Origin of the sequence: Streptomyces sp. Je 1-4 4N24, assembly GCF_026239515.1 — a bacterium.
In the GTDB taxonomy this organism is placed as follows: domain Bacteria; phylum Actinomycetota; class Actinomycetes; order Streptomycetales; family Streptomycetaceae; genus Streptomyces; species Streptomyces nigrescens.
On record NZ_CP110836.1, the window covers coordinates 7,496,348 to 7,516,627 of the forward strand.

The following is a 20,280-nucleotide window of genomic DNA, read 5'->3' on the forward strand; positions in this document are numbered from 1 at the left end:
CACGGCCCCGGACCGCTCGGCGGTCCGGGGCCTTCGGCTGTCCACAGGCCGCCCGGCACTGTCCGTGCGGTCTGCTAAGACTGATGCTGTGAGCAGGGAGAACGGGCGACCGGAGGCGGGGGCGTCGGATGCGGGCGAGCAGTTGGCCCTCATCCGGGAGGCCGTGCGGGAGACCAAGGCCGAGCGGGCGAAGCCGCGGACCTGGCGGGGGGCCGAGCTGGCCGCCGAGCTGCCGGTGGCGCGGGTGCTGGTCGACAAGGGGCTGGTGCACCTCGACCGGTATTTCGACTACGCGGTCCCGGCGGCGATGGATCACGAGGCGCAGCCCGGGGTGCGGGTCCGGGTGCGCTTCGGGGCGGGGGAGAAGGGCGGCCGGCGCGAGGGCGGCAAGCTCGTCAGCGGGTTCATCGTGGAGCGGGTCGCGGAGAGCGACTACCGGGGGGTGCTCGCCCCTATCGCGCAGGTGCTGTCCTCCGAGCGGGTGCTGACGCCCGAGCTGCTGGGGCTGTGCCGGTCGGTCGCGGACCGTTATGCCGGGACGCTCGCCGATGTGGTGCAGCTGGCGGTGCCCCCACGACGGGCGCGCGCGGAGGCGAAGCCGTCGCCCGCCCCTCTGCCGCCGAACTCGCCACCGGAAGCGGGGAGTTGGGAGCGTTATGGCGCGGGGGCCGGATTTCTGGCGGCGCTGACCCGGGGGGACGCGCCGCGGGCGGTGTGGACGGCGCTGCCCGGGGCGACCTGGCCGCAGGAGCTGGCGCGGGCGGTGGCCGCGGCGCTGGCGGGCGGGCGTGGTGCGCTGGTGGTGGTGCCGGACGGGCGGGCCGCGGCCCGGGTCGACGCGGCGCTCGGCGAGCTGGTCGGAGCGGACCGGCATGTGCTGCTGACCGCCGACGCCGGGCCCGAGGAGCGCTATCGCCGCTGGCTGGCGGTCAGCCGTGGCGCGGTGCGCGCGGTGGTCGGGACCCGGGCGGCGATGTTCGCGCCGGTCGCGGATCTGGGCCTGGTCGCCCTCTGGGACGACGGGGACGCCAGCCACAGCGATCCGCATGCGCCGCAGCCGCATGCCCGTGAGGTCCTCATCCAGCGGTCGGTGCATGAGCGCGCCGGTTTCCTGCTGGGCGGGCTGAGCTGCACGGTCGAGGCGGCCCAGCTGGTCGAGACGGGCTGGGCCCGCCCGCTGACCGCCGAGCGCGAACAGGTGCGGGCCGCGGCGCCTCTGGTGCGTACGGTCAGTGACGGTGACGAAGCCCGGGACGCCGCCGCGCGGGCCGCCCGGCTGCCGACGATGGCCTGGCAGGTGGTGCGGGAGGGCCTCCAGCGCGGACCGGTGCTCATCCAGGTCCCGCGCCGCGGATATGCGCCCCGGCTGGCGTGCGAACGGTGCCGTACCCCCGCGCGCTGCCGGTCCTGCGCGGGCCCGCTGGAGTCGCAGGACGCCGGTGAGCTGTGCTGCGCATGGTGCGGACGGCCGGAGCCGGACTGGCACTGTTCCGAGTGCGGCGGTGCCCGGCTGCGGGCCCAGATCGTGGGGGCACGGCGGACGGCGGAGGAGCTGGGCCGGGTGTTCCCGGCGGTTCCGGTGCGCACTTCGGGGCGGGACCATGTGCTGGCCACGGTGCCGGGAGCCCCCGCGCTCGTGGTGAGTACGCCCGGCGCGGAGCCGGTGGCCGAGGGCGGCGGGTATGCGGCCGCGCTGCTGCTGGACGGCTGGGCGCTGCTGGGGCGGCCGGATCTGCGGGCGGGGGAGGAGGCGCTGCGCCGCTGGCTGGGCGCCGCCGCGCTGGTCCGCGGCCAGGCGGAGGGCGGCACCGTCGCGGTGATCGCGGAGCCGACGCTGCGGCCGGTGCAGGCGCTGGTGCGCTGGGATCCGGTCGGCCATGCGGTCCGTGAACTGGCCGAGCGGGCCGAGCTGGGCTTCCCTCCGGTGTCCCGGATGGCCTCCGTGGCCGGCCGCGTCGAGGACGTCACCGAGCTGCTGAGATCCGCCGAACTCCCCGCGGGCGCCGAGGTGTTGGGGCCCGTACCGCTGCCGGTGCCGGACCCCGCGCGCCCGCGCCGGCCGGGCGATCCGCCGCCGGGCGAGCAGTGGGAGCGCGCGCTGGTCCGGGTCCGCCCCGGCCAGGGTGCGGCCCTCGCCGCCGCGCTCAAGGCCGCCCGTGCGGCCCGGTTGGTCAAGCGGGAGGGCGAGGCCGTACGGGTCCGGATCGATCCGCCCGATCTGGGGTGAGCGTCCGCGCGGGGGCGGAGAGGGACGCGAGGAGGAGGTCCACGAACACGACCCCGCCCCGAACACGACCCCGCCCCGGACATGGCGCCGCCCCGGGTCCGAGGTCGGCGTCCCGGGGCGTTGGCGAGCGGCGTGGGGGCGAAGGCGCCCGGTGTCGCGGGTGGTTCAGCCGTTGCGGGGGCCGGGGAAGGCGCCCGGCCGGGCCGGTTCGTCGCGGGCGGCCGCGGAGGGCTGTGCGGGCATGGACCGGGCGGCCGGGACGGACGCGGAGCCGGGCAGCCCCGCGGCCACGGTCACCGCCCGGGTCGCGGAGGACTCGGGCGAACGCACCGCCGGCTCGGCGCCGTTGGCCTCCGCGGCGGGCTGGGCAGCGGCTCTGCGGGCGCCGTAACGGCGGTGTACCGCCTGTTTGGTGACACCGAGCGCCGAGCCCACCGCGTCCCACGAGAATCCCAGCGAACGGTCGAAGTCGACCGCGGCCGTGACAAGGGTTTCGACGCTGTCCCGCAGCTCCTGTGCGAGGCGCACCGTCGGAGCGGGCGCGCGTCCGTAGACGACGAAGCCCGCGGAGGGGCCCGTGCGCCGCGGCCGGTAGACGTTGCCGAGCTGAGCGGTCAGCGTGCGCAGTGCGTCCACCTGCCGGCGCACCCGCTCGATGTCCCGCACCAGGAGATGCAGGCTGGCGCGCGCCTGGGCGTCGTGGGTTGCGTGGTCGGCCATGAGCAAGCCTCTCGAACCGGCGTGGAAAAGGAAGGATGAAAGCGAGCGGGCCGCCAAAGCGGCCCGGTCGGGTCAATGCTGTTTGACCAACGCGACAGGAGCGGCTCTGGTCACGGTATGGGGGCGTACGAGCTTCCGTACGAGGCGCGGGAAATTGTGTACGCCCCCTGGGTGCACCGCCCATGGCCTGCGGCGGACCCCTAGACTGGTGCGTCGTTCCGCTGCGTGTGAGAGGTAGTTCGCCACCCATGAGGCTTGTCTTCGCCGGCACCCCCGAGGTCGCCGTACCCGCCCTCGATGCCCTGATCGCCTCGGACCGGCACGAGGTCGTGGCCGTGGTGACCCGGCCCGACGCCCCCGCCGGACGCGGCCGGAAGCTGGTCGCCAGCCCCGTCGCGGAGCGTGCGGAGGAGGCGGGCATCGAGGTGCTCAAGCCCGCCAAGCCGCGCGACGAGGACTTTCTGGCCCGGCTCCGGGAGATCGCGCCGGACTGCTGCCCGGTGGTCGCCTATGGGGCGCTGCTGCCGAAGGCCGCGCTCGACATTCCCGCAAAGGGGTGGGTCAATCTGCACTTCTCGCTGCTGCCCGCATGGCGGGGCGCGGCGCCCGTGCAGCATGCGGTGCTCGCGGGCGACGAGGTGACCGGTGCCTCGACCTTCCAGATCGAGACCGGTCTGGACTCCGGCCCGGTCTTCGGGGTGCTGACCGAGGAGGTCCGGGCGACGGACACCAGCGGCGATCTGCTCACCCGGCTGGCGTTCGCCGGATCCGGGCTGCTGGTGGCGACGATGGACGGCATCGAGGACGGCACGCTGCAGGCGGTGCCGCAGCCTGCCGAGGGTGTCACGCTCGCCCCGAAGATCGAGGTCGAGGACGCGAAGGTGGACTGGGCGGTGCCCGCGCTGCGGGTCGACCGGGTGATCCGCGGCTGCGCGCCCGCGCCCGGTGCCTGGACGGTCTTCCGCGGCGAGCGCCTCAAGCTGATGTCGGCCGTCTCCGCCGCGGACCACGCGGAGTTGGACCTGGCGCCCGGCGCACTCGCCGTCACGAAGAAGGCGGTGTACGTCGGCACCGGCAGTCACCCCGTGGAACTCATCTGGGTCCAGCCGCAGGGCAAGAAGCCGATGAAGGCGGCGGACTGGGCACGCGGAGTGCGTATCGAGGGCGGGGAGCAGCTGGGGGACTGACCCCACGACATGGGCCCGTCCCCGGGGCCGTCGTCTGCGCACGTCGGGCCCGGTCCGGGTCCCACCGCCCCGCGCGCTCGGGCCGGCGGGCCCGCGTAGGCTGGGACGGACCCCTCATCTCGTATCCGGAGCACCTTTTCTGTGAGTCAGCAGCCGCGCCGTCGCCCCAGCAAGCCCTATCGCCGCCCGCAGAAGGACCCGGTCCGGATCCTCGCGTTCGAGGCGCTGCGGGCCGTCGACGAGCGCGACGCCTACGCGAATCTGGTCCTGCCGCCGTTGCTCCGCAAGGCGCGTGAGGGCGGTGACTTCGACGCCCGGGACGCGGCGCTGGCGACGGAGCTGGTGTACGGATCGCTGCGGCGGCAGGGGACGTATGACGCGATCATCGCGCAGTGCGTGGACCGGCCGCTGCGGGAGGTGGACCCACCGGTGCTGGACGTGCTGACCCTCGGGGCGCACCAGCTGCTCGGTACCCGTATCCCGACGCATGCCGCGGTGAGCGCCAGCGTCGAGCTGGCGCGGGTGGTGCTGGGCGACGGCCGGGCGAAGTTCGTCAACGCGGTACTGCGCAAGATCGCGGCCCATGATCTGGACGGCTGGCTGGAGCGGGTCGCCCCGGACTACGACGAGGACCCCGAGGACCACCTCGGCATCGTGCATGCGCACCCCCGCTGGATCGTCTCGGCCCTGTGGGACGCACTCGGCGGCGGCCGGGCCGGCATCGAGGACCTGCTGGAGGCGGACAACGAACGCCCCGAGGTGACCCTGGTGGCCCGGCCCGGCCGGAGCACCACCGAGGAACTGCTGGCGGCGGCCGGCGAGGAGAGCGCCCTCCCCGGGCGCTGGTCCCCGTACGCGGTGCGGCTCGCGGAGGGCGGTGAGCCCGGCGCGCTGGACCCGGTCCGCGAGGGGCGCGCCGGGGTGCAGGACGAGGGCAGTCAGCTCGTCGCCCTGGCGCTGGCGAACGCGCCTGTTGAGGGCTCCGACCGCGCCTGGCTCGACGGCTGTGCCGGCCCCGGCGGCAAGGCGGCGCTGCTGGCGGCGCTCGCCGCGCAGCGGGGTGCCGCCCTGCTGGCATCGGAGAAGCAGCCGCACCGCGCTCGTCTGGTGGCCCGCGCCCTGGAGGGCAACCCCGGCCCGTACGCGGTCATCGCGGCCGACGGCACCCGCCCCGCCTGGCAGCCCGGGGCCTTCGACCGGGTCCTGGTGGACGTGCCGTGCACCGGTCTGGGCGCACTGCGCCGCCGGCCGGAGGCACGCTGGCGGCGCCGCCCGGAGGACCTGGACGGTTTCGCCCCGCTCCAGCGCGAACTGCTGCGGCAGGCGCTCGCGGCCGTCCGCATCGGTGGCGTCGTCGGCTATGCGACCTGCTCGCCGCACCCGGCCGAGACCCGGGCCGTGGTGGACGACGTCCTCAAGGGCCGGGGCGGCGAGCCGGTCGAGGTGGAGTGGATCGACGCCCGCCCCCTGATGCCCGGTGTCCCGGCCCTCGGCGACGGCCCGGACGTCCAGCTGTGGCCCCATCTGCACGGCACGGACGCGATGTACCTGGCCCTGCTGCGCCGGACGGCCTGAGGGGCGGCCGTTTCTCCTGCTCTCCCCCCCCGGGTGAGCAACTTGCAGCCCGTCCCTGGTTCGTACCGGGGGCGGGCTCATTGCGGTGCCTGCCCGGCCGTGAAAGGGGCGGAGCGCCTCGCCCGTATCCCCGCGGCCGTCCCGCCTCCGGCGGTCCCCCGGCCGCACGCCATACTGGGGGCATGGCCTTGATCAACCCCAGCATCCTGTCCGCAGACTTCGCCCGGCTTGCCGAGGAGGCGAAGGCCGTGGAGGGCGCCGACTGGCTGCACGTCGACGTCATGGACAACCACTTCGTCCCGAACCTCACCCTTGGTGTGCCGGTCGTCGAGTCGCTGAGCAAGGCGACGGACACCCCGCTCGATCTGCATCTGATGATCGAGGACCCGGACCGCTGGGCGCCCCAGTACATCGAGGCCGGGGCCGGGTCCGTGACCTTCCATGTGGAGGCGGCGGCCGCGCCGGTGCGGCTGGCGCGGGAGATCCGGGCCAAGGGGGCGAGGGCGTCGATGGCGCTGAAGCCGGCCACGCCGATCGAGCCGTACGAGGATCTGCTGCCCGAGCTCGACATGCTGCTGATCATGACCGTGGAGCCGGGCTTCGGCGGCCAGGCGTTCCTGGACATCATGCTGCCGAAGATCCGCCGTACCCGTGAGCTGATCTCCCGGCACGGTCTGGAGCTGGCGCTCCAGGTGGACGGCGGGGTCTCGGCGGAGACCATCGAGCGGTGCGCGGAGGCGGGCGCCGATGTGTTCGTGGCGGGCTCCGCGGTGTACGGCGCGGACGATCCGGCCAAGGCGGTGCGGGACCTGCGCGAAAAGGCGGAGACGGCGACCGCGGCGGCGGGCTGGGGCTGCGCGCACTGAATTTCGGGCGGGGGCTCGGGCGGACCGGCCGATTCCGGCCAGGGATTCCCTGTCGTGGTGCGGCCGTGCCGCCCCTTGGCCGTGGCGCCACCGAGCGTTCACGAGGGTCGGGGCGGTGATGGTCCCCGTTGCCCCCGGGTTTCTGAAAGGATGAGCAAAGACTCGATCAGATGCGCAAAAGGGGAGAATTTCGTGGTAGCCAGCCGCCCACAGTCCGGAATGGGCCCTGCCGAGCTGGTGCAGGCCGCGGCCATGGCCCGCCGTTTCTATCTTGAGGGCAAGTCGAAGATTCAGATCGCGGAGGAATTCGGCGTCAGCCGGTTCAAGGTCGCGCGGGTGCTGGAGACGGCGCTGGAGCGTGATCTCGTACGGATCGAGATCCGGGTGCCCTCCGAACTGGACGCCGAACGCTCCGACGCCCTGCGGGCCCGCTACGGCCTGCGGCACGCGGTGGTCGTCGAGTCGCCCGCCGACGCTCCCCCCGCCTTCGGCGGCCAGACCCCGCCCGAGGACGCCGCCGACCCGGAGAACCTCGGCGAGGTCGCGGCCGACCTGCTGGGCGAGCTCGTCGCCGAGGGCGATGTGCTGGGGCTGGCCTGGGGCCGGTCGACCATTCATATGGCCGCCGCGCTGCACCGCCTCCCGCCGTGCACCGTCGTGCAGTTGACCGGCGTCTACGACGCGGGCACCGCCGACCGCGGCTCCGTCGAGGCGGTGCGCCGCGCGGCCGACGTCGCCGGGGGCGAGGCCCACCCGATCTACGCGCCGATGCTGCTGCCCGACTCGGCGACGGCCGAGGCGCTGCGCCGGCAGACCGGCATTGCCCGTGCCTTCGACTACTTCGACAAGGTCACCGTCGCCTGTGTCTCCATCGGCTCCTGGGAGCCGGGCGTCTCGACCGTCTACGACATGCTGACGGAGCAGGAGCGGGAGCACTACGCCTCGCTGGGTGCCGCCGCCGAGATGTCGGCGCACCTCTTCGACGCCGAGGGGCGGCGGATCGGCCGGGACCTCGGCGAGCGGTGCATCACCGTCGAGGCGGACCGGCTGCGCCGGATCCCGGAGGTCGTCGCCATCGCGGGCGGCCGGCGCAAGGCCGCCGCGATCGGCGCGGTGCTGCGCTCCGGGCTGGTGACGAGCCTGGTCACCGACACCGCCGCGGCCGACCATCTGCTGCTGGAGACCGGCCCCGGGCCGCGCCCCGCACTGGACCGGGCGGACCCTGACGGGGCGTGACGTACGCCGGAGCCCGTCGTGGCGCGGGACCGTCCGCGGCAGGCCGGTGCCGTGCCGCCGGCGGGCACCCGGGGCGCGGTCATCGACGAGCAGCCTGCGCGTGCCTGTGACAGCATCGGCGCATGGTGATCCGCTTCTCCCCGCGCCGCGCCGCCGCCGTCGTCGGCGCGCTGCTCGCCGGGCTGCTCCTGGTGCTGACCGGGTGTTCCACGGGCGGTGGTGACAACGGGAGTTCGCAGGGCGCGCCACGGTCCACCGCCACGGCCGTAGGCGGTACACCGAGCGCTTCCGGCGTACCGGACTGGGCGCAGGGCATGCCGGTCGTTGCGGTCGGCGCGCTGCCCTCCCAGGCACGGGACACCCTGCGCCTCATCGATGCCGGCGGACCTTTCCCGTACACCCAGGACGGAACGGTCTTCGGCAACCGCGAGCGACTGCTGCCCCGTCACCCACGCGGCTACTACCACGAGTACACGGTTCCCACGCCCGGCTCACCGGACCGCGGCGCCCGCCGGCTCGTCACCGGCGAAGGCCATGAGACGTACTACACCGACGATCACTACCGGTCCTTCAAGGCGGTGCTCCGATGACGGCTCCCGTGCCCCGGCCGCTCGCGGCGGTGCTCGACGGCAGCACGCCCCCGGGAGTGCTGCCCTGGCCCGCGGAGCGCTCGGTGGCGGACGCGCTGGCCGCCGGGCGGGACGCCGGCTGGACCGGTACGTCCCTGGATCTCGACGGGGTCGCGGACAAGGCCGCCTTCATGGAGCGGTGCGCCCGCGCGCTGCGGCTGCCGGACTGGTTCGGCCGCAACTGGGACGCGCTCGCCGACTGCCTCACCGATCTGTCCTGGTGCCCCGCCGACCGCGGCCGGCTGCTCGTGGTGACCGGCTGGCAGGGCTATGCGGCCGCGGCGCCTGAGGAGTGGAGCGTCGTCGAGGGTGTGCTGGCGGATGCGGTGGGTTACTGGCGTGACACGGCCACCGGCCTGGCCGTGATCATGGCCAGGGGGCGGGCCCGGCAGGGGGCCTAGCCGGCCGCGGCGGCCCGACCAGCGGCGATGCCGTGCGGTCCGCCGCGCGAGCAGATCATCCCGGCGCGGCAGGGACACACCGGGCGCCGCGGGGCCCCTTGGGGGATCGCACACACGGCCCGCAGGGCGATCGGACAATCATATGACCCCTGGTCAGGGCCCGTATCCTGGCCATATGCGATTCCTGAACCCGAAGAACGGCGCGCTCGAAGAGAGTTCTTCGGTGCCCTACGACCTGACCTACGACGATGTGTTCATGGTGCCCGGCCGCTCCGCCGTCGGCTCCCGCCAGGGTGTGGACCTGTCCTCGCACGACGGGACCGGGACCACCATCCCGCTCGTGGTCGCCAACATGACGGCGATCGCCGGCCGCCGGATGGCCGAGACCGTTGCCCGCCGTGGTGGCCTGGTCGTCATTCCGCAGGACATCCCGCTCGATGTCGTCACCGACGTCGTGACCTGGATCAAGCGCCGTCATCTGGTACTGGACACGCCGATCGTGCTGTCCCCGGTCGCCACGGTGGCCGACGCCCTGTCGCTGCTGCCCAAGCGGGCGCACGGTGCGGGCATCGTCGTCGAGGGCGGCCGCCCGGTCGGCGTCGTCACCGAGCACGACCTGGCCGGGGTGGACCGCTTCACCCAGGTGGCCGAGGTCATGACCAAGGACCTGCTGGTCCTGGACGCGGACATCGACCCCCGGGAGGCCTTCAACCGCCTCGACGCCGCCAACCGCAAGCTCGCGCCCGCGGTCGACGCGGACGGCATGCTGGTCGGCATCCTCACCCGTAAGGGCGCCCTCCGCGCCACCCTGTACACCCCCGCCACGGACGCCGACGGCAAGCTGCGGATCGCGGCCGCCGTCGGCATCAACGGCGATGTGGCCGGCCGCGCCAAGGCCCTGCTGGACGCCGGTGTGGACACGCTCGTCGTGGACACCGCGCACGGCCACCAGGAGTCGATGATCAGCGCGATCAAGGCCGTCCGGGCGCTGGACCCGCAGGTCCCGATCGTGGCGGGCAACATCGTCTCCGCCGAGGGCGTCCGCGATCTGATCGAGGCCGGCGCGGACATCATCAAGGTCGGCGTCGGACCGGGCGCGATGTGCACCACCCGGATGATGACCGGTGTCGGCCGGCCGCAGTTCTCCGCGGTGCTGGAGTGCGCCGCCGAGGCCAAGAAGTTCGGCAAGCACGTCTGGGCCGACGGTGGCATCCGGCACCCCCGCGATGTCGCCATGGCGCTGGCCGCGGGCGCGTCCAACGTCATGATCGGCTCCTGGTTCGCCGGCACCCTCGAATCGCCCGGTGACCTCCAGCACACCGCCGACGGCCGGCCGTACAAGGAGAGCTTCGGTATGGCCTCCGCCCGTGCGGTCCGCAACCGCACGAGCGACGAGTCGGCCTACGACCGGGCCCGCAAGGGGCTCTTCGAGGAGGGCATCTCCACCTCGCGGATGTTCGTCGACCAGGCGCGCCCCGGCGTCGAGGACCTGATCGACTCGATCATCGCGGGCGTCCGCAGCTCCTGCACCTACGCGGGCGCGGCCTCCCTGGCGGAGTTCGCCGAGAAGGCCGTGGTGGGTGTGCAGAGCGCCGCCGGCTACGCCGAGGGCAAGCCGCTGCACGACAGCTGGAACTGACGCGTCACGGGGCCGTTCACCGGCCCGCCACCGCCGCGCGAACGGCCCCGCACCGACCCGGGACGCTGTTGGTTTATTCGGGGGCTGCCTACCTCGCCCCGTCGATCGCATGGTCGGCGGGGCGAAGTGCTGCGAAGTGGCTGGTGCGGGTGCGGGCTCGTGGTGTGCCGGTGAGGTGGGCGTCGATGCGGGCGAGGTTGATGGCGGCGCCGGTGAGCTGGTGCTGGAGGCTGGTTTTGGCGAGGCCGCGGTAGCGGGATCTGCGCAGGCCGCAGCGCTGGGCAGCCTGGGACATGGTGCCCTCGACCCCCGCCCGGACCTTGTAGCGCTCTTTCCAGGCGTCGGTCTGCTGCTCGGCCCTGGCCGCCTGGAGCGCGTGGTGCTCGTCGTTGCGGCGAAGCCGCAGTTCGCGGGGACGTTTGGTGTTGGGTGAGTTGATGCAGTCGCGGCGCATGGGGCAGGGGCGGCAGTCGCTGACCGAGAAGGTCACGCGGAGCACGGGCTGTCCGCGCTGGGAAAGCCGATCGCTCCAGGTGGTGCTCGTTTTGCCGCCGGGGCAGGTGGCCTGCTTGTTGTCCCAGTCGATGGTGAAGGCGTCCTGGCCGAAGCCGCTGTCTGTGCTGCTCTGGGCACTGTTGTCGGCCTGGATGGGGCCGTGCAGGGCGATGCCGTGCTCGCGCCGGGCGCTGACCAGGGCGGCAGCGGTGGGATAGCCGGCATCCACCCAGTGCTCGCCGGGCAGGCAGTCCCGCGCGGCGAGCTGGTTGTGGATCGCCTCGGTCATCGACCGGTCCTGGACGGTGGCCACCGTCGTGGCGACGTTCGTGATCAGGTTCGGGATGTCCGGCTCGCAGGTCTCGGTGAAGTGGACCTTGTAGCCGTCCCACATCGTGTCGCGTTTCACGCTGCCACGTGCGTCGGTGTCATAGGGGGTGACCAGGCGCATCGCGCCCGGCGGCCGGTCTTTTGGGTCCCGGCGCCTGACCTCGCCCCCGGCCAGGTGGAAGTGCTGAACCCACATCTGCCGCAGCACCTCCACCTCGGGCAGCGAGCACAGGCCGTGCGGTGCCGACGGGGCGAAGACCGCCTCAAGCAGCCGCATCCCGTCTGTGCCCACCCGTAAGCCCACCTCGTCGCGTCGGGTGCGGGCTTTGGGAAAACGGGAATCCTCGGCCCGGGTGGCGTAGTGCTTGAACCAGTCCGGCTCCGCGACGCTCACCAGCCAGTCGGGGGCGGTCCGGGCGAGCACGTTGAGCGCCGATCGCAGCGCCTCGGCCACCATCTCCAGCCAGCACAGCTCACGCGCCGACGACAGGACATGCGTGGAGTCGGTGCGGGCCCGGCCCGCCGTCTTGAGCAGTCCCTTTTCGCTGGCCGCGGCCAGGATGCCGTCCAGCACCCGCCGCCCGGCCTCCGCCTCCACCAAGCGGTCCCGGAACTCTGAGAGCACCGAGAAGTCGAACCCGGGGTCATCGAGGTCCAGGCCCAGGGCGTACTTGAAGTCGATCCTCGCGCGGACCGCTTCCGCCGCCTGGCGGTCGGTGAGCCCCTCCACGAACTGCAACACCAAAACCAGCGCCAACCGGCCCGGTGACCAGGCAGGTTTCCCCCGCAAGGGGAACAGATCCGCGAACTCCTCGTCGCGGAACAGTAGTCCCAGCTCGTCCCGGACCCGGGTCGCCAGACTCCCTTTCGGGAACGCGGCCCGCGCCACCCGAACCGTCTCCGCCGGGATCACCACCGGCTCCTTCGGCTGCATCGACATCGACACCCACCCCGCACAACAACGTCGGTCTCCAAGACCACAACCGGGTCTTGGAGACCGACGTCACGCGAGCCCCCGAATAAACCAACAGCGTCCCGGGTCGGTGCGGGGCCGTTCGGGTAAGCGGAACCCGGGGCCCCGGTCCGTGCCACTCCGCCGGAACCCGTACGATCGGACGCCGGCGCGCAACGAACGACCGCCCGCCGCGCCGGTGCGCAACGATCGTGCACTGTTGCGCAAGGAACCTGCATTACGGCAGGTCAGCGGCGGGCCGTAAGGTCAAGCGCTGTACGTGGAGTGGCGGAGACCGCCTGCTCGGCGGTCTCCTGCTGCGGGGTGCTCCGGCATGCCCGTGTACCGACCGCTGCTGGTCGCCGTCATCCGTACCCGTCATCTGATCGGCAGCGATAAAGGAGCCACCCCAGTGTTGGAGCACGGCGCATCCCCACCCGTAGGGGACAGCGACCCCCGGCCCCCCTCCTCCGGAGGTATCGGCACCCGGCTGATGCGGCGCAAGCCCGTCGAGCGGCTGGTCGCCGAGGGCGGCAAGGGGGAGGGGGGAACGCTCCGGCGCTCGATGGGCATGTGGCAGCTGACCATGATCAGCATCGGGGCCACCCTCGGCACCGGCATCTTCGTGGTCCTCGGCGAGGCCGTCCCGGACGCCGGACCCGCGGTCATCGTCGCCTTCGTGATCGCCGGTGTCACCGCCCTGTTCTCCGCACTGTCCTACGCGGAGCTGGCCGGCAGCATCCCGGTCTCCGGATCGTCGTACTCCTACGCCTACGCCACCCTCGGTGAGCTGGTCGCCTGGGTCTGCGGCTGGTGTCTGATCCTGGAGTACGGCGTCTCGGTCGCGGCCGTCGCCGTGGGCTGGGGCCAGTATCTGAACGAGCTGCTCGACGGCGTCTTCGGCTTCACCATCCCGGACGCGCTGTCCCAGCCGCCCGGTGACGGCGGTGTCTTCAACCTGCCGGCCCTGCTGGTCGTGCTGCTCGCGATGGTGTTCCTGCTGGGCGGGGCCAAGGAGAGCGCCCGCGCCAACACGATCATGGTCGTCGTCAAGATCGCCGCGCTGCTGCTGTTCTGCGGTGTCGCCGTCCAGGGCGTGCGCTCCGGCAACTACGCGAACTTCTTCCCGATGGGCATGGCGGGCGTCAGCGCCGCCGGCGCGACCCTGTTCTTCTCGTACATCGGCTTCGACGCCGCCTCCACCGCCGGTGAGGAGGCCAAGAACCCGCAGCGCGACCTGCCGCGCGCGATCATGCTCTCGCTGGTGATCGTCACCGCGCTGTACTGCCTGGTCGCGGCGATCGCCGTGGGCGCGATGCCCTGGCAGGAGTTCGAGGGCTCGGAGGCCGCGCTGGCCGGGATCATGAAGGCGGTCACCGGCCAGAGCTGGTGGGCCGTGCTGCTCGCCTTCGGCGCGGTCATCGCCATCGCCAGCGTCGTGCTGACCGTGCTCTACGGCCAGACCCGCATCCTGTTCGCGATGTCCCGGGACGGGCTGGTGCCGAAGGTGTTCTCCAAGGTGCACCCGAAGAGCGGTGCGCCGCGCGCCAACACCGTGATCGTCTCGCTGTTCTGCGGAGTGCTCGCCGCGGCGGTTCCGCTGGGCGAGCTGGCGGACGCCACCAGCATCGGTACCCTGTTCGCCTTCGCGCTGGTCAATGTCGCGGTGATCGTGCTGCGCCGCACCCGGCCCGACATGCCGCGCAGTTTCCGCACCCCGCTCTCGCCGCTCTTCCCGGCGATCGGCTTCGTGCTGTGCCTTTACATGATGGGCAGCCTCGGCGCCGTGACCTGGGTGGTCTTCGGGGTCTGGATGGCCGTGGGCCTTGTGGTCTACTTCGGATACGGCTTGCGCCGCTCCCGATTGGCCACCGCAGAGAAGTGATCCACCCGCAGTGCGACTGAACGATCTCGACGAACGCATCGTCCACGCCCTCGCCGAGGACGCCCGCCGCAGCTATGCCGACATCGGCCAGGAGGTCGGGCTGTCCGCACCGGCCGTCAAACGCCGGGTGGACCGGCTGCGGGCGGACGGCGCGATCACCGGATTCACCGTACGGGTCGATCCGGCCGCGCTCGGCTGGGAGACCGAGGGGTTCGTCGAGCTCTACTGCCGCCGCAACACCTCGCCCGAGGCGATCCACCGCGGCCTGTCGCGCTACCCGGAAGTGGCGTCCGCCTCCACCGTCACCGGTGAGGCGGACGCCGTCGTTCAGGTCTTCGCCGCCGACATGCGGCACTTCGAGCGGGTGCTGGAGCGGATCGCGGGCGAGCCGTTCGTGGAGCGGACGAAGTCCGTACTGGTGCTCTCGCCGCTGCTGCGGCGCTACAGCTCGGGCGCACCGGGCTGACCCGCTCAGCCCTCCGCCGCCGGGCCGGCCGGCCGCCCCGGCGGCGTCCCGTGCGTCCAGGCGATGCGCAGGGACATCCCCACGAACCGCCAGCCGTCCACGGTCCTGACCAGCTCGTTGTCTGCATGCCCGGCCGAGACGAAGACCTCCCCGGAGCCGTCAGCGAGGACATGGGTGCTCAGCTGGGCTCCGCGGGCGGTGGCCCGGTCGCCGTCGATCTCGATGACGGCGTTGGTGCCCAGGTGCACGGTCCGCTCGAACAGTGCCATCGCGGCGCCGACGTGCCGCAGCAGGGCATCTCGTCCGTGGACGGTGCCGATGGGGAGCTCGGCGGTGACGTCCTCGGTGTGGAAGGCGCGCGCCCAGGCCTCGTCGAACCGCCCCTCGTCCAGGGAGCGGAGATAGCGGTCCATCAGGTCGCCGACCTCGGCCCGGTCGGTCAGGTACTGGAGTCGGCGCTGCATCACTTCGGTGTCCATGGCTGTGGTGTCCATGGCTGTGATGCTGCTCCCTCAAGCGCGCTTCAGGTCAAGGGTCGGTCCGAGCCCTCCGTGCGCCCGTGTGCGGACCGTTCGCCACGGCGGTGCCCAACTCCCGTGGCGCGCCCCGGAGTCCGGAGCCCCTCGCGCAGCGCCGGGCATGCCGTACGTCGTGACCGCCCTCCTCCCCGAAGGCCGGCGCGGACGGTCGCGGGAGGACACCGGCCGAGGTCATGGCGGGGACGCTAGAGTCCGGTCAGTTGACCTCGAATGCAAGGTATGGACGCCATGATTGCGCGAAACGCAAACATCGACCTCAACCTGCTGACGGCGCTGGACGCCCTGCTCGAAGAGCAGAGTGTGACCGCGGCCGCCGACCGGCTCGGTCTCTCCGGACCGGCCATGAGCCGCGCCCTCGGCCGCATCCGCCGCACGACCGGTGACCCCGTCCTGGTGCGCGCCGGCCGCCATATGGTGCCCACCCCGCGCGCCCTGGAAATCAGGGCCGAGGTGCGCCGGCTGGTGGAGGCGGCACAGGGCGTGCTGGCCCCGTCCGCACCGGCCGACCCGGCCCAGCTGGCCCGGGTGTTCACCATCAACGCCAACGATCTCTTCGTCACCGCCGTCGGCCCGCGCCTGGTCGCCCGCGTCGCCCGGGAGGCGCCGCAGGTCGTGCTGCGCTTTCTCGGCGAGAGCTATGTCGATCTGCCGCTGCTGCGGGACGGCGCCGCGGACCTGGAACTCGGCGTCATCGACAGCCCCGAGCCGGAGATCGTCACGGAGGAGCTGTTCGTCGACCGCAATGTCGCGGTGGTGCGTGACGGCCACCCGCTGACCACCGGGACACTCACCGCGCGCCGCTTCGCCGACGCCTCGCACCTCAACTTCTCCCGTCGCGGCCGGCTGACCGGCCCCGTCGACGCGGCGCTCGCCGCACGCGGACTGCGGCGCAAGGTGATCGCCACCGTCCCGACCTTCACCGCGTCGCTGATGATGGTCCGCGACAGCGATGCGGTGGGCCTGACCAGCGAGCGGGCCGGGGCGGCAACCGTCCGCGGGCTGGGGCTGCGCACACTGCCGATCCCGCTCGAACTGCCCCCGATGACCATGGAGATGGCCTGGCACCCGCGCCAGGAGGCCGACGCGGGGCACCGCTGGCTGCGCGGGCTGGTACGGGAAACGGTGCGGGAGGCCGTGCGGGACGCACCGCCCGACGAGGTCTGACCGCCCGGCTGCCCCGGCCGCGCCGACTCTCAGTCCTCTCCGGAGGGCCCGTTCGCCGCGCCGAAATCCTCCATGAAGCGGGTGAACAGCCGGGCGAAGGCGGCGCGTTCGGCGGCCGGCCAGTCCCGGGTCACCCGCGCCACCACGGAGCGGCGGAAGGCGTGTGCCGCCTCCAGCAGCTCCCGGCCGGCCGGTGTCACGGCCAGCAGGGTGCGCCGGCCGTCCCTCTGGTCGGCCTCGCGGCGGAGATGGCCGGCCCGTACGGCGGCCGCCACCAGCTTGCTCGCCCGCGGCTGGTCCACCCGCAGTGCCTCCGCCACCTCCCGTACCCCCGCCGGTTCCCCGCGCTCCTCGGCGGCCTCCACGACATCCAGCACCTCGAACGCCGCGCCCTCCGGCATCGGCTCCCCGCCGCCCTGCCGCGCGGCCCGCCGGGCCAGCGTCCGGCGGGCGGCGCTCCGGCGCAGGGCCACCATGGCGCGCTCGATCGCCGCGACCTCCGCCCCCGTGGCGTCGGCCGCCCCGTCCCGCTCCGCCTCCCGCATCCGCACCCGCTCCCTGGCTCATTCCGCTCGCCGTAAATGCCTTGCCCCTCACCCTGTGCAGAAGAATACTCAGAGACAAGTACTTGTCATTGTGCATGTACCTTGCGTTCGCGGGGGGGCGGGCGGACGCAGGGCATGCCCGCCCCCCGACCCCATCCGGAGGCAGCCGTCATGACCACCACCCCGCTGAAACCCATCGGCTACTACCTCAAGGCCCTCGACGTCCTGATCACCGAGGACTTCGCCCGCACCCTGGCCGCGCATGAGCTGAACCGGCGCGACTGGCAGGTGCTCCACAGCCTGGCGCTCCAGGGGCCGCTCGCCCGGCCGGAGCTGAGCCGGCTGCTGCAGCCCTTCTGGGAGCCGGGAGCGCGCACCCTCGACGAGGTCGCCGGTGCCCTGATCGCCGGTGGCCGGCTCACCGCCGACGGCGACACCCTCGCGCTCACCGAGGCCGGCCGGCGGACCCATGCCGAGGTCGCCGGCCTGGTGGACGCCGGCCGCGCCCGCCTGATGCGCGGACTGACCGACGACGACTACCTCCGCACCGTGACCGTCCTCGACCGGATGACCGCCAACCTGACTCCCGGGCGCTGACCTGCGGTCCGGCGTGCGCCGGGGCCCCGGGCGGGCAGCCGCCGGGGCCGCTTTGGCACGGGCGCAACGAATCACCGCACAGTCCCTTGAATACGCAATGAATCGTCCATCGGGACGCAACAGTGGCACCTTGTCGCGGGTCACCGGCGGCCCGTACCGTCAATGCGTCCGCCCGCACCGTCCCGCCGAGGGGTCCCATGACGTCGCTGCACACCGCCCTGCTCCAGAGTTCGGGACGGCCCGGCGATGTCGCGCACAATCTGCGGGTGCTCCAGGACGCGGCTCGCGCGGCGGCGGCGACCGGCGCCGGTCTGCTCGCCTGCCCCGAGCTGTTCCTGACCGGCTATGCCATCGGCGGCGACGTCCACCGCCTCGCGGAGACCGCCGACGGCGACAGCGCCCGGGCCATCGGGCAGATCGCCGCCGAGCACGGCATCGCGGTCCTCTACGGCTACCCCGAGCGCGCCGCGCAGGACGAGAGCGACAGCACCGCGGTGTACAACTCCGCGCAGCTCATCGGCCCCGCGGGCGAGCGCCTCGCCAACTACCGCAAGACCCATCTCTTCGGCTGCTTCGAGCGCGAGTGGTTCACCCCGGGGGAGCGGGCCGTCGTCCAGGCCGAGCTGGCCGGGCTCCGGATCGGCGTGATGATCTGCTACGACGTGGAGTTCCCGGAGAACGTCCGGGCCCATGCGCTGGCCGGCACCGATCTGCTGCTGGTGCCCACCGCCCAGATGCACCCCTTCCAGTTCGTCCCCGAGTCCGTCATCCCGGTCCGCGCCTTCGAGAACCAGATGTATGTCGCGTACGTCAACCGGGTCGGCGCGGAGGGCGAGTTCGAGTTCGTCGGCCTCAGCTGCCTGGCCGGGCCGGACGGTGTGGTCCGCACCCGCGCCGGCCGCACCGAGCAGCTGGTCCGGGCCGAGGTCGACCCCGCCTTCCTGAAGGAATCCCGGGCGGACAACCCCTATCTGCACGACCGCCGGCCCGAGCTGTACGGCCCGCTGACGTGACCTGACCCCGCCCCGCCCCCACCGATCCGCCGCAGGCCGGCCCACCCGGCCTGCACTGCCCTGCCTGCTGTGCCCTGTATGCAAGGAGTCCGTCCCCGATGACGTCCACGGTGCCCACCGCCGCCCACCACGCGGATGCCCAGCCGCCGATCACCATGTTCGGCCCGGACTTCCCGTACGCCTACGACGACTTCCTCGCCCACCCGGCGGGCCTCGGCCAGGTCCCCGCGACCGAGCACGGCAAGGAGGTCGCGGTCATCGGCGGCGGCCTCTCCGGCATCATCACCGCCTACGAGCTGATGAAGATGGGCCTCAAGCCCGTCGTCTACGAGGCGGACCAGATAGGCGGCCGGCTGCGGACCGTCGGCTTCGACGGCACCGGGGCCGAGGGCGCGGGCCTGACCGCCGAGATGGGCGCGATGCGCTTCCCGCCGTCCTCGACGGCGCTCCAGCACTACATCGACCTGGTGGACCTGAAGACCACGCCGTTCCCCAACCCGCTGGCCGCGGACACCCCGTCGACCGTCGTCGACCTCAAGGGCGAGTCGCACTACGCCCGTACGGTCGAGGACCTCCCCGAGGTCTACCACCAGGTCATGGAGGCCTGGAACGCCTGCCTGGAAGAGGGCGCGGACTTCTCCGACATGAACCAGGCGATCCGCGAGCGCGACGTCCCGCGCATCCGCGAGATCTGGTCCCGGCTCGTCGAGAAGCTCGACAACCAGACCTTCTACGGCTACCTCTGCGACTCGACGGCCTTCAAGTCCTTCCGCCACCGGGAGATCTTCGGCCAGGTCGGCTTTGGCACCGGCGGCTGGGACACCGACTTCCCCAACTCCATCCTGGAGATCCTGCGGGTCGTCTACACCGAGGCCGACGACCACCACCGCGGCATCGTCGGCGGCAGCCAGCAGCTGCCGCTGCGCCTGTGGGAGCGCGAGCCGGCGAAGATCGTGCACTGGGCGCCGGGCACCTCGCTGTCGTCACTGCACGACGGTGCGCCCCGGCCCGCGGTGACCCGGCTGAACCGCACCGCCGGCAACCGCATCACCGTCACCGACGCCGACGGCGACATCCGCACGTACGAGGCCGCCGTCTTCACCGCGCAGTCCTGGATGCTGCTGAGCAAGATCGCGTGTGATGATTCGCTGTTCCCCATCGACCACTGGACGGCGATGGAGCGCACCCACTACATGGAGTCCAGCAAGCTCTTCGTGCCCGTCGACCGGCCGTTCTGGCTCGACAAGGACGAGGAGACGGGCCGCGACGTCATGTCGATGACGCTGACCGACCGGATGACGCGCGGTACCTATCTGCTCGACAACGGACCGGACGAGCCCGCGGTCATCTGCCTCTCCTACACCTGGTGCGACGACAGCCTCAAGTGGCTGCCGCTGGAGGCGAACGAGCGGATGGAGGTCATGCTGAAGTCGCTCTCGGAGATCTATCCGAAGGTCGACATCCGCAAGCACATCATCGGCAACCCGGTCACCGTGTCCTGGGAGAACGAGCCGTACTTCATGGGCGCCTTCAAGGCGAACCTGCCCGGCCACTACCGCTACCAGCGGCGCCTGTTCACCCACTTCATGCAGGACCGTCTCCCCGAGGACAAGCGGGGCCTGTTCCTCGCGGGCGACGACATCTCGTGGACGGCGGGCTGGGCCGAGGGCGCGGTGCAGACCGCGCTGAACGCGGTGTGGGGCGTGATGCACCACTTCGGCGGCACGACGGACGCCACCAACCCGGGGCCGGGCGATGTGTACGACGAGATCGCGCCGGTCGAACTGCCCGAGGACTGAGGCGTGTGGCAGAAG

18 protein-coding genes are annotated in these 20,280 nt (G+C 72.7%); 14 read left to right on the forward strand and 4 right to left on the reverse strand.

Annotated elements, in window-relative coordinates:
* Positions 1 to 88: 88 nt before the first annotated feature.
* Complete coding sequence (locus SLV14N_RS32825) at positions 89 to 2,227, forward strand: primosomal protein N' (protein ID WP_208685978.1); 2,139 nt, start codon at positions 89 to 91, stop codon at positions 2,225 to 2,227.
* Between the two features lie 165 nt (positions 2,228 to 2,392).
* Here SLV14N_RS32825 and SLV14N_RS32830 read toward each other — a convergent pair whose 3' ends face one another.
* The gene (locus tag SLV14N_RS32830; protein ID WP_208685980.1) at positions 2,393 to 2,947 is read right to left on the reverse strand and encodes a hypothetical protein; all 555 of its coding nucleotides are present in this window, start codon (positions 2,945 to 2,947) and stop codon (positions 2,393 to 2,395) included.
* Positions 2,948 to 3,195: 248 nt separating this feature from the next.
* Between SLV14N_RS32830 and fmt the strand changes: the two genes are divergently transcribed.
* The 7 genes from fmt (at position 3,196) to SLV14N_RS32865 (ending at position 10,480) form a co-directional block, all read left to right on the forward strand.
* Positions 3,196 to 4,134, forward strand: coding sequence for a methionyl-tRNA formyltransferase (fmt, locus tag SLV14N_RS32835; protein WP_208685982.1), 939 nt, complete (start codon positions 3,196 to 3,198; stop codon positions 4,132 to 4,134).
* A gap of 141 nt (positions 4,135 to 4,275) precedes the next feature.
* Complete coding sequence (locus tag SLV14N_RS32840; RefSeq protein ID WP_208685983.1) at positions 4,276 to 5,709, forward strand: RsmB/NOP family class I SAM-dependent RNA methyltransferase; 1,434 nt, start codon at positions 4,276 to 4,278, stop codon at positions 5,707 to 5,709.
* 182 nt (positions 5,710 to 5,891) lie between these two features.
* Positions 5,892 to 6,575, forward strand: a complete 684-nt coding sequence (gene rpe / locus SLV14N_RS32845) for a ribulose-phosphate 3-epimerase (protein ID WP_018087589.1) — start codon at positions 5,892 to 5,894, stop codon at positions 6,573 to 6,575.
* Between the two features lie 219 nt (positions 6,576 to 6,794).
* On the forward strand, positions 6,795 to 7,811 hold the full coding sequence (locus tag SLV14N_RS32850; protein ID WP_018087588.1) for a sugar-binding transcriptional regulator: 1,017 nt from the start codon (positions 6,795 to 6,797) through the stop codon (positions 7,809 to 7,811).
* 122 nt (positions 7,812 to 7,933) lie between these two features.
* On the forward strand, positions 7,934 to 8,401 hold the full coding sequence (locus tag SLV14N_RS32855; RefSeq protein WP_263272262.1) for a ribonuclease domain-containing protein: 468 nt from the start codon (positions 7,934 to 7,936) through the stop codon (positions 8,399 to 8,401).
* A complete protein-coding gene (locus SLV14N_RS32860; protein ID WP_208685987.1) occupies positions 8,398 to 8,841 on the forward strand; it encodes a barstar family protein in 444 nt (147 codons plus the stop codon). Before SLV14N_RS32855 ends, SLV14N_RS32860 begins: the two co-directional genes overlap by 4 nt.
* A 175-nt stretch (positions 8,842 to 9,016) precedes the next feature.
* A complete protein-coding gene (locus SLV14N_RS32865; protein ID WP_208685989.1) occupies positions 9,017 to 10,480 on the forward strand; it encodes a GuaB1 family IMP dehydrogenase-related protein in 1,464 nt (487 codons plus the stop codon).
* Positions 10,481 to 10,568: 88 nt separating this feature from the next.
* Here SLV14N_RS32865 and SLV14N_RS32870 read toward each other — a convergent pair whose 3' ends face one another.
* A complete protein-coding gene (locus SLV14N_RS32870) occupies positions 10,569 to 12,245 on the reverse strand; it encodes an IS1182 family transposase (RefSeq protein WP_263272264.1) in 1,677 nt (558 codons plus the stop codon).
* Between the two features lie 424 nt (positions 12,246 to 12,669).
* On the opposite strand from SLV14N_RS32870, the gene SLV14N_RS32875 reads away from it, so the two are divergent.
* On the forward strand, positions 12,670 to 14,142 hold the full coding sequence (locus tag SLV14N_RS32875) for an amino acid permease (RefSeq protein WP_208688204.1): 1,473 nt from the start codon (positions 12,670 to 12,672) through the stop codon (positions 14,140 to 14,142).
* A gap of 10 nt (positions 14,143 to 14,152) precedes the next feature.
* On the forward strand, positions 14,153 to 14,608 hold the full coding sequence (locus tag SLV14N_RS32880; protein ID WP_018087583.1) for an Lrp/AsnC family transcriptional regulator: 456 nt from the start codon (positions 14,153 to 14,155) through the stop codon (positions 14,606 to 14,608).
* Between the two features lie 5 nt (positions 14,609 to 14,613).
* Here the strand turns inward: SLV14N_RS32880 and SLV14N_RS32885 are convergent, their stop codons facing one another.
* Positions 14,614 to 15,102 carry a nuclear transport factor 2 family protein gene (locus tag SLV14N_RS32885; protein ID WP_259670577.1) on the reverse strand — a complete coding sequence of 163 codons (489 nt, stop codon included), beginning with the start codon at positions 15,100 to 15,102 and terminating at the stop codon, positions 14,614 to 14,616.
* A 264-nt stretch (positions 15,103 to 15,366) separates the two neighbouring features.
* Between SLV14N_RS32885 and SLV14N_RS32890 the strand changes: the two genes are divergently transcribed.
* Complete coding sequence (locus tag SLV14N_RS32890) at positions 15,367 to 16,311, forward strand: LysR family transcriptional regulator (protein ID WP_263272267.1); 945 nt, start codon at positions 15,367 to 15,369, stop codon at positions 16,309 to 16,311.
* Positions 16,312 to 16,340: 29 nt separating this feature from the next.
* Here SLV14N_RS32890 and SLV14N_RS32895 read toward each other — a convergent pair whose 3' ends face one another.
* Positions 16,341 to 16,856, reverse strand: coding sequence for a MarR family winged helix-turn-helix transcriptional regulator (locus SLV14N_RS32895; protein WP_263272268.1), 516 nt, complete (start codon positions 16,854 to 16,856; stop codon positions 16,341 to 16,343).
* A gap of 171 nt (positions 16,857 to 17,027) precedes the next feature.
* On the opposite strand from SLV14N_RS32895, the gene SLV14N_RS32900 reads away from it, so the two are divergent.
* The 3 genes from SLV14N_RS32900 to SLV14N_RS32910 all read left to right on the forward strand — a co-directional run bounded on the left by SLV14N_RS32900 (position 17,028) and on the right by SLV14N_RS32910 (position 20,265).
* Positions 17,028 to 17,453, forward strand: a complete 426-nt coding sequence (locus SLV14N_RS32900; protein WP_263272270.1) for a MarR family winged helix-turn-helix transcriptional regulator — start codon at positions 17,028 to 17,030, stop codon at positions 17,451 to 17,453.
* Between the two features lie 197 nt (positions 17,454 to 17,650).
* A complete protein-coding gene (locus SLV14N_RS32905) occupies positions 17,651 to 18,466 on the forward strand; it encodes a carbon-nitrogen hydrolase family protein (protein WP_208685996.1) in 816 nt (271 codons plus the stop codon).
* A gap of 98 nt (positions 18,467 to 18,564) precedes the next feature.
* Positions 18,565 to 20,265 (forward strand): NAD(P)/FAD-dependent oxidoreductase, encoded by a 1,701-nt coding sequence (locus SLV14N_RS32910; RefSeq protein WP_208685998.1) that lies wholly within the window; start codon positions 18,565 to 18,567, stop codon positions 20,263 to 20,265.
* The last annotated feature ends 15 nt before the right edge of the window (positions 20,266 to 20,280 follow it).

Bases quoted from the DNA above. Each gene is read 5' to 3' on its own strand.
- SLV14N_RS32900 (WP_263272270.1), top strand. From the start codon at position 17,028: ATGACCACCACCCCGCTGAAACCCATCGGCTACTACCTCAAGGCCCTC.
- SLV14N_RS32885 (WP_259670577.1), bottom strand. From the start codon at position 15,102: ATGGACACCACAGCCATGGACACCGAAGTGATGCAGCGCCGACTCCAG.
- fmt (WP_208685982.1), top strand. From the start codon at position 3,196: ATGAGGCTTGTCTTCGCCGGCACCCCCGAGGTCGCCGTACCCGCCCTC.
- SLV14N_RS32855 (WP_263272262.1), top strand. From the start codon at position 7,934: ATGGTGATCCGCTTCTCCCCGCGCCGCGCCGCCGCCGTCGTCGGCGCG.
- SLV14N_RS32860 (WP_208685987.1), top strand. From the start codon at position 8,398: ATGACGGCTCCCGTGCCCCGGCCGCTCGCGGCGGTGCTCGACGGCAGC.
- SLV14N_RS32870 (WP_263272264.1), bottom strand. From the start codon at position 12,245: ATGTCGATGCAGCCGAAGGAGCCGGTGGTGATCCCGGCGGAGACGGTT.
- SLV14N_RS32895 (WP_263272268.1), bottom strand. From the start codon at position 16,856: ATGCGGGAGGCGGAGCGGGACGGGGCGGCCGACGCCACGGGGGCGGAG.
- rpe (WP_018087589.1), top strand. From the start codon at position 5,892: ATGGCCTTGATCAACCCCAGCATCCTGTCCGCAGACTTCGCCCGGCTT.
- SLV14N_RS32890 (WP_263272267.1), top strand. From the start codon at position 15,367: ATGGACGCCATGATTGCGCGAAACGCAAACATCGACCTCAACCTGCTG.
- SLV14N_RS32910 (WP_208685998.1), top strand. From the start codon at position 18,565: ATGACGTCCACGGTGCCCACCGCCGCCCACCACGCGGATGCCCAGCCG.
- SLV14N_RS32850 (WP_018087588.1), top strand. From the start codon at position 6,795: ATGGGCCCTGCCGAGCTGGTGCAGGCCGCGGCCATGGCCCGCCGTTTC.
- SLV14N_RS32905 (WP_208685996.1), top strand. From the start codon at position 17,651: ATGACGTCGCTGCACACCGCCCTGCTCCAGAGTTCGGGACGGCCCGGC.
- SLV14N_RS32865 (WP_208685989.1), top strand. From the start codon at position 9,017: ATGCGATTCCTGAACCCGAAGAACGGCGCGCTCGAAGAGAGTTCTTCG.
- SLV14N_RS32830 (WP_208685980.1), bottom strand. From the start codon at position 2,947: ATGGCCGACCACGCAACCCACGACGCCCAGGCGCGCGCCAGCCTGCAT.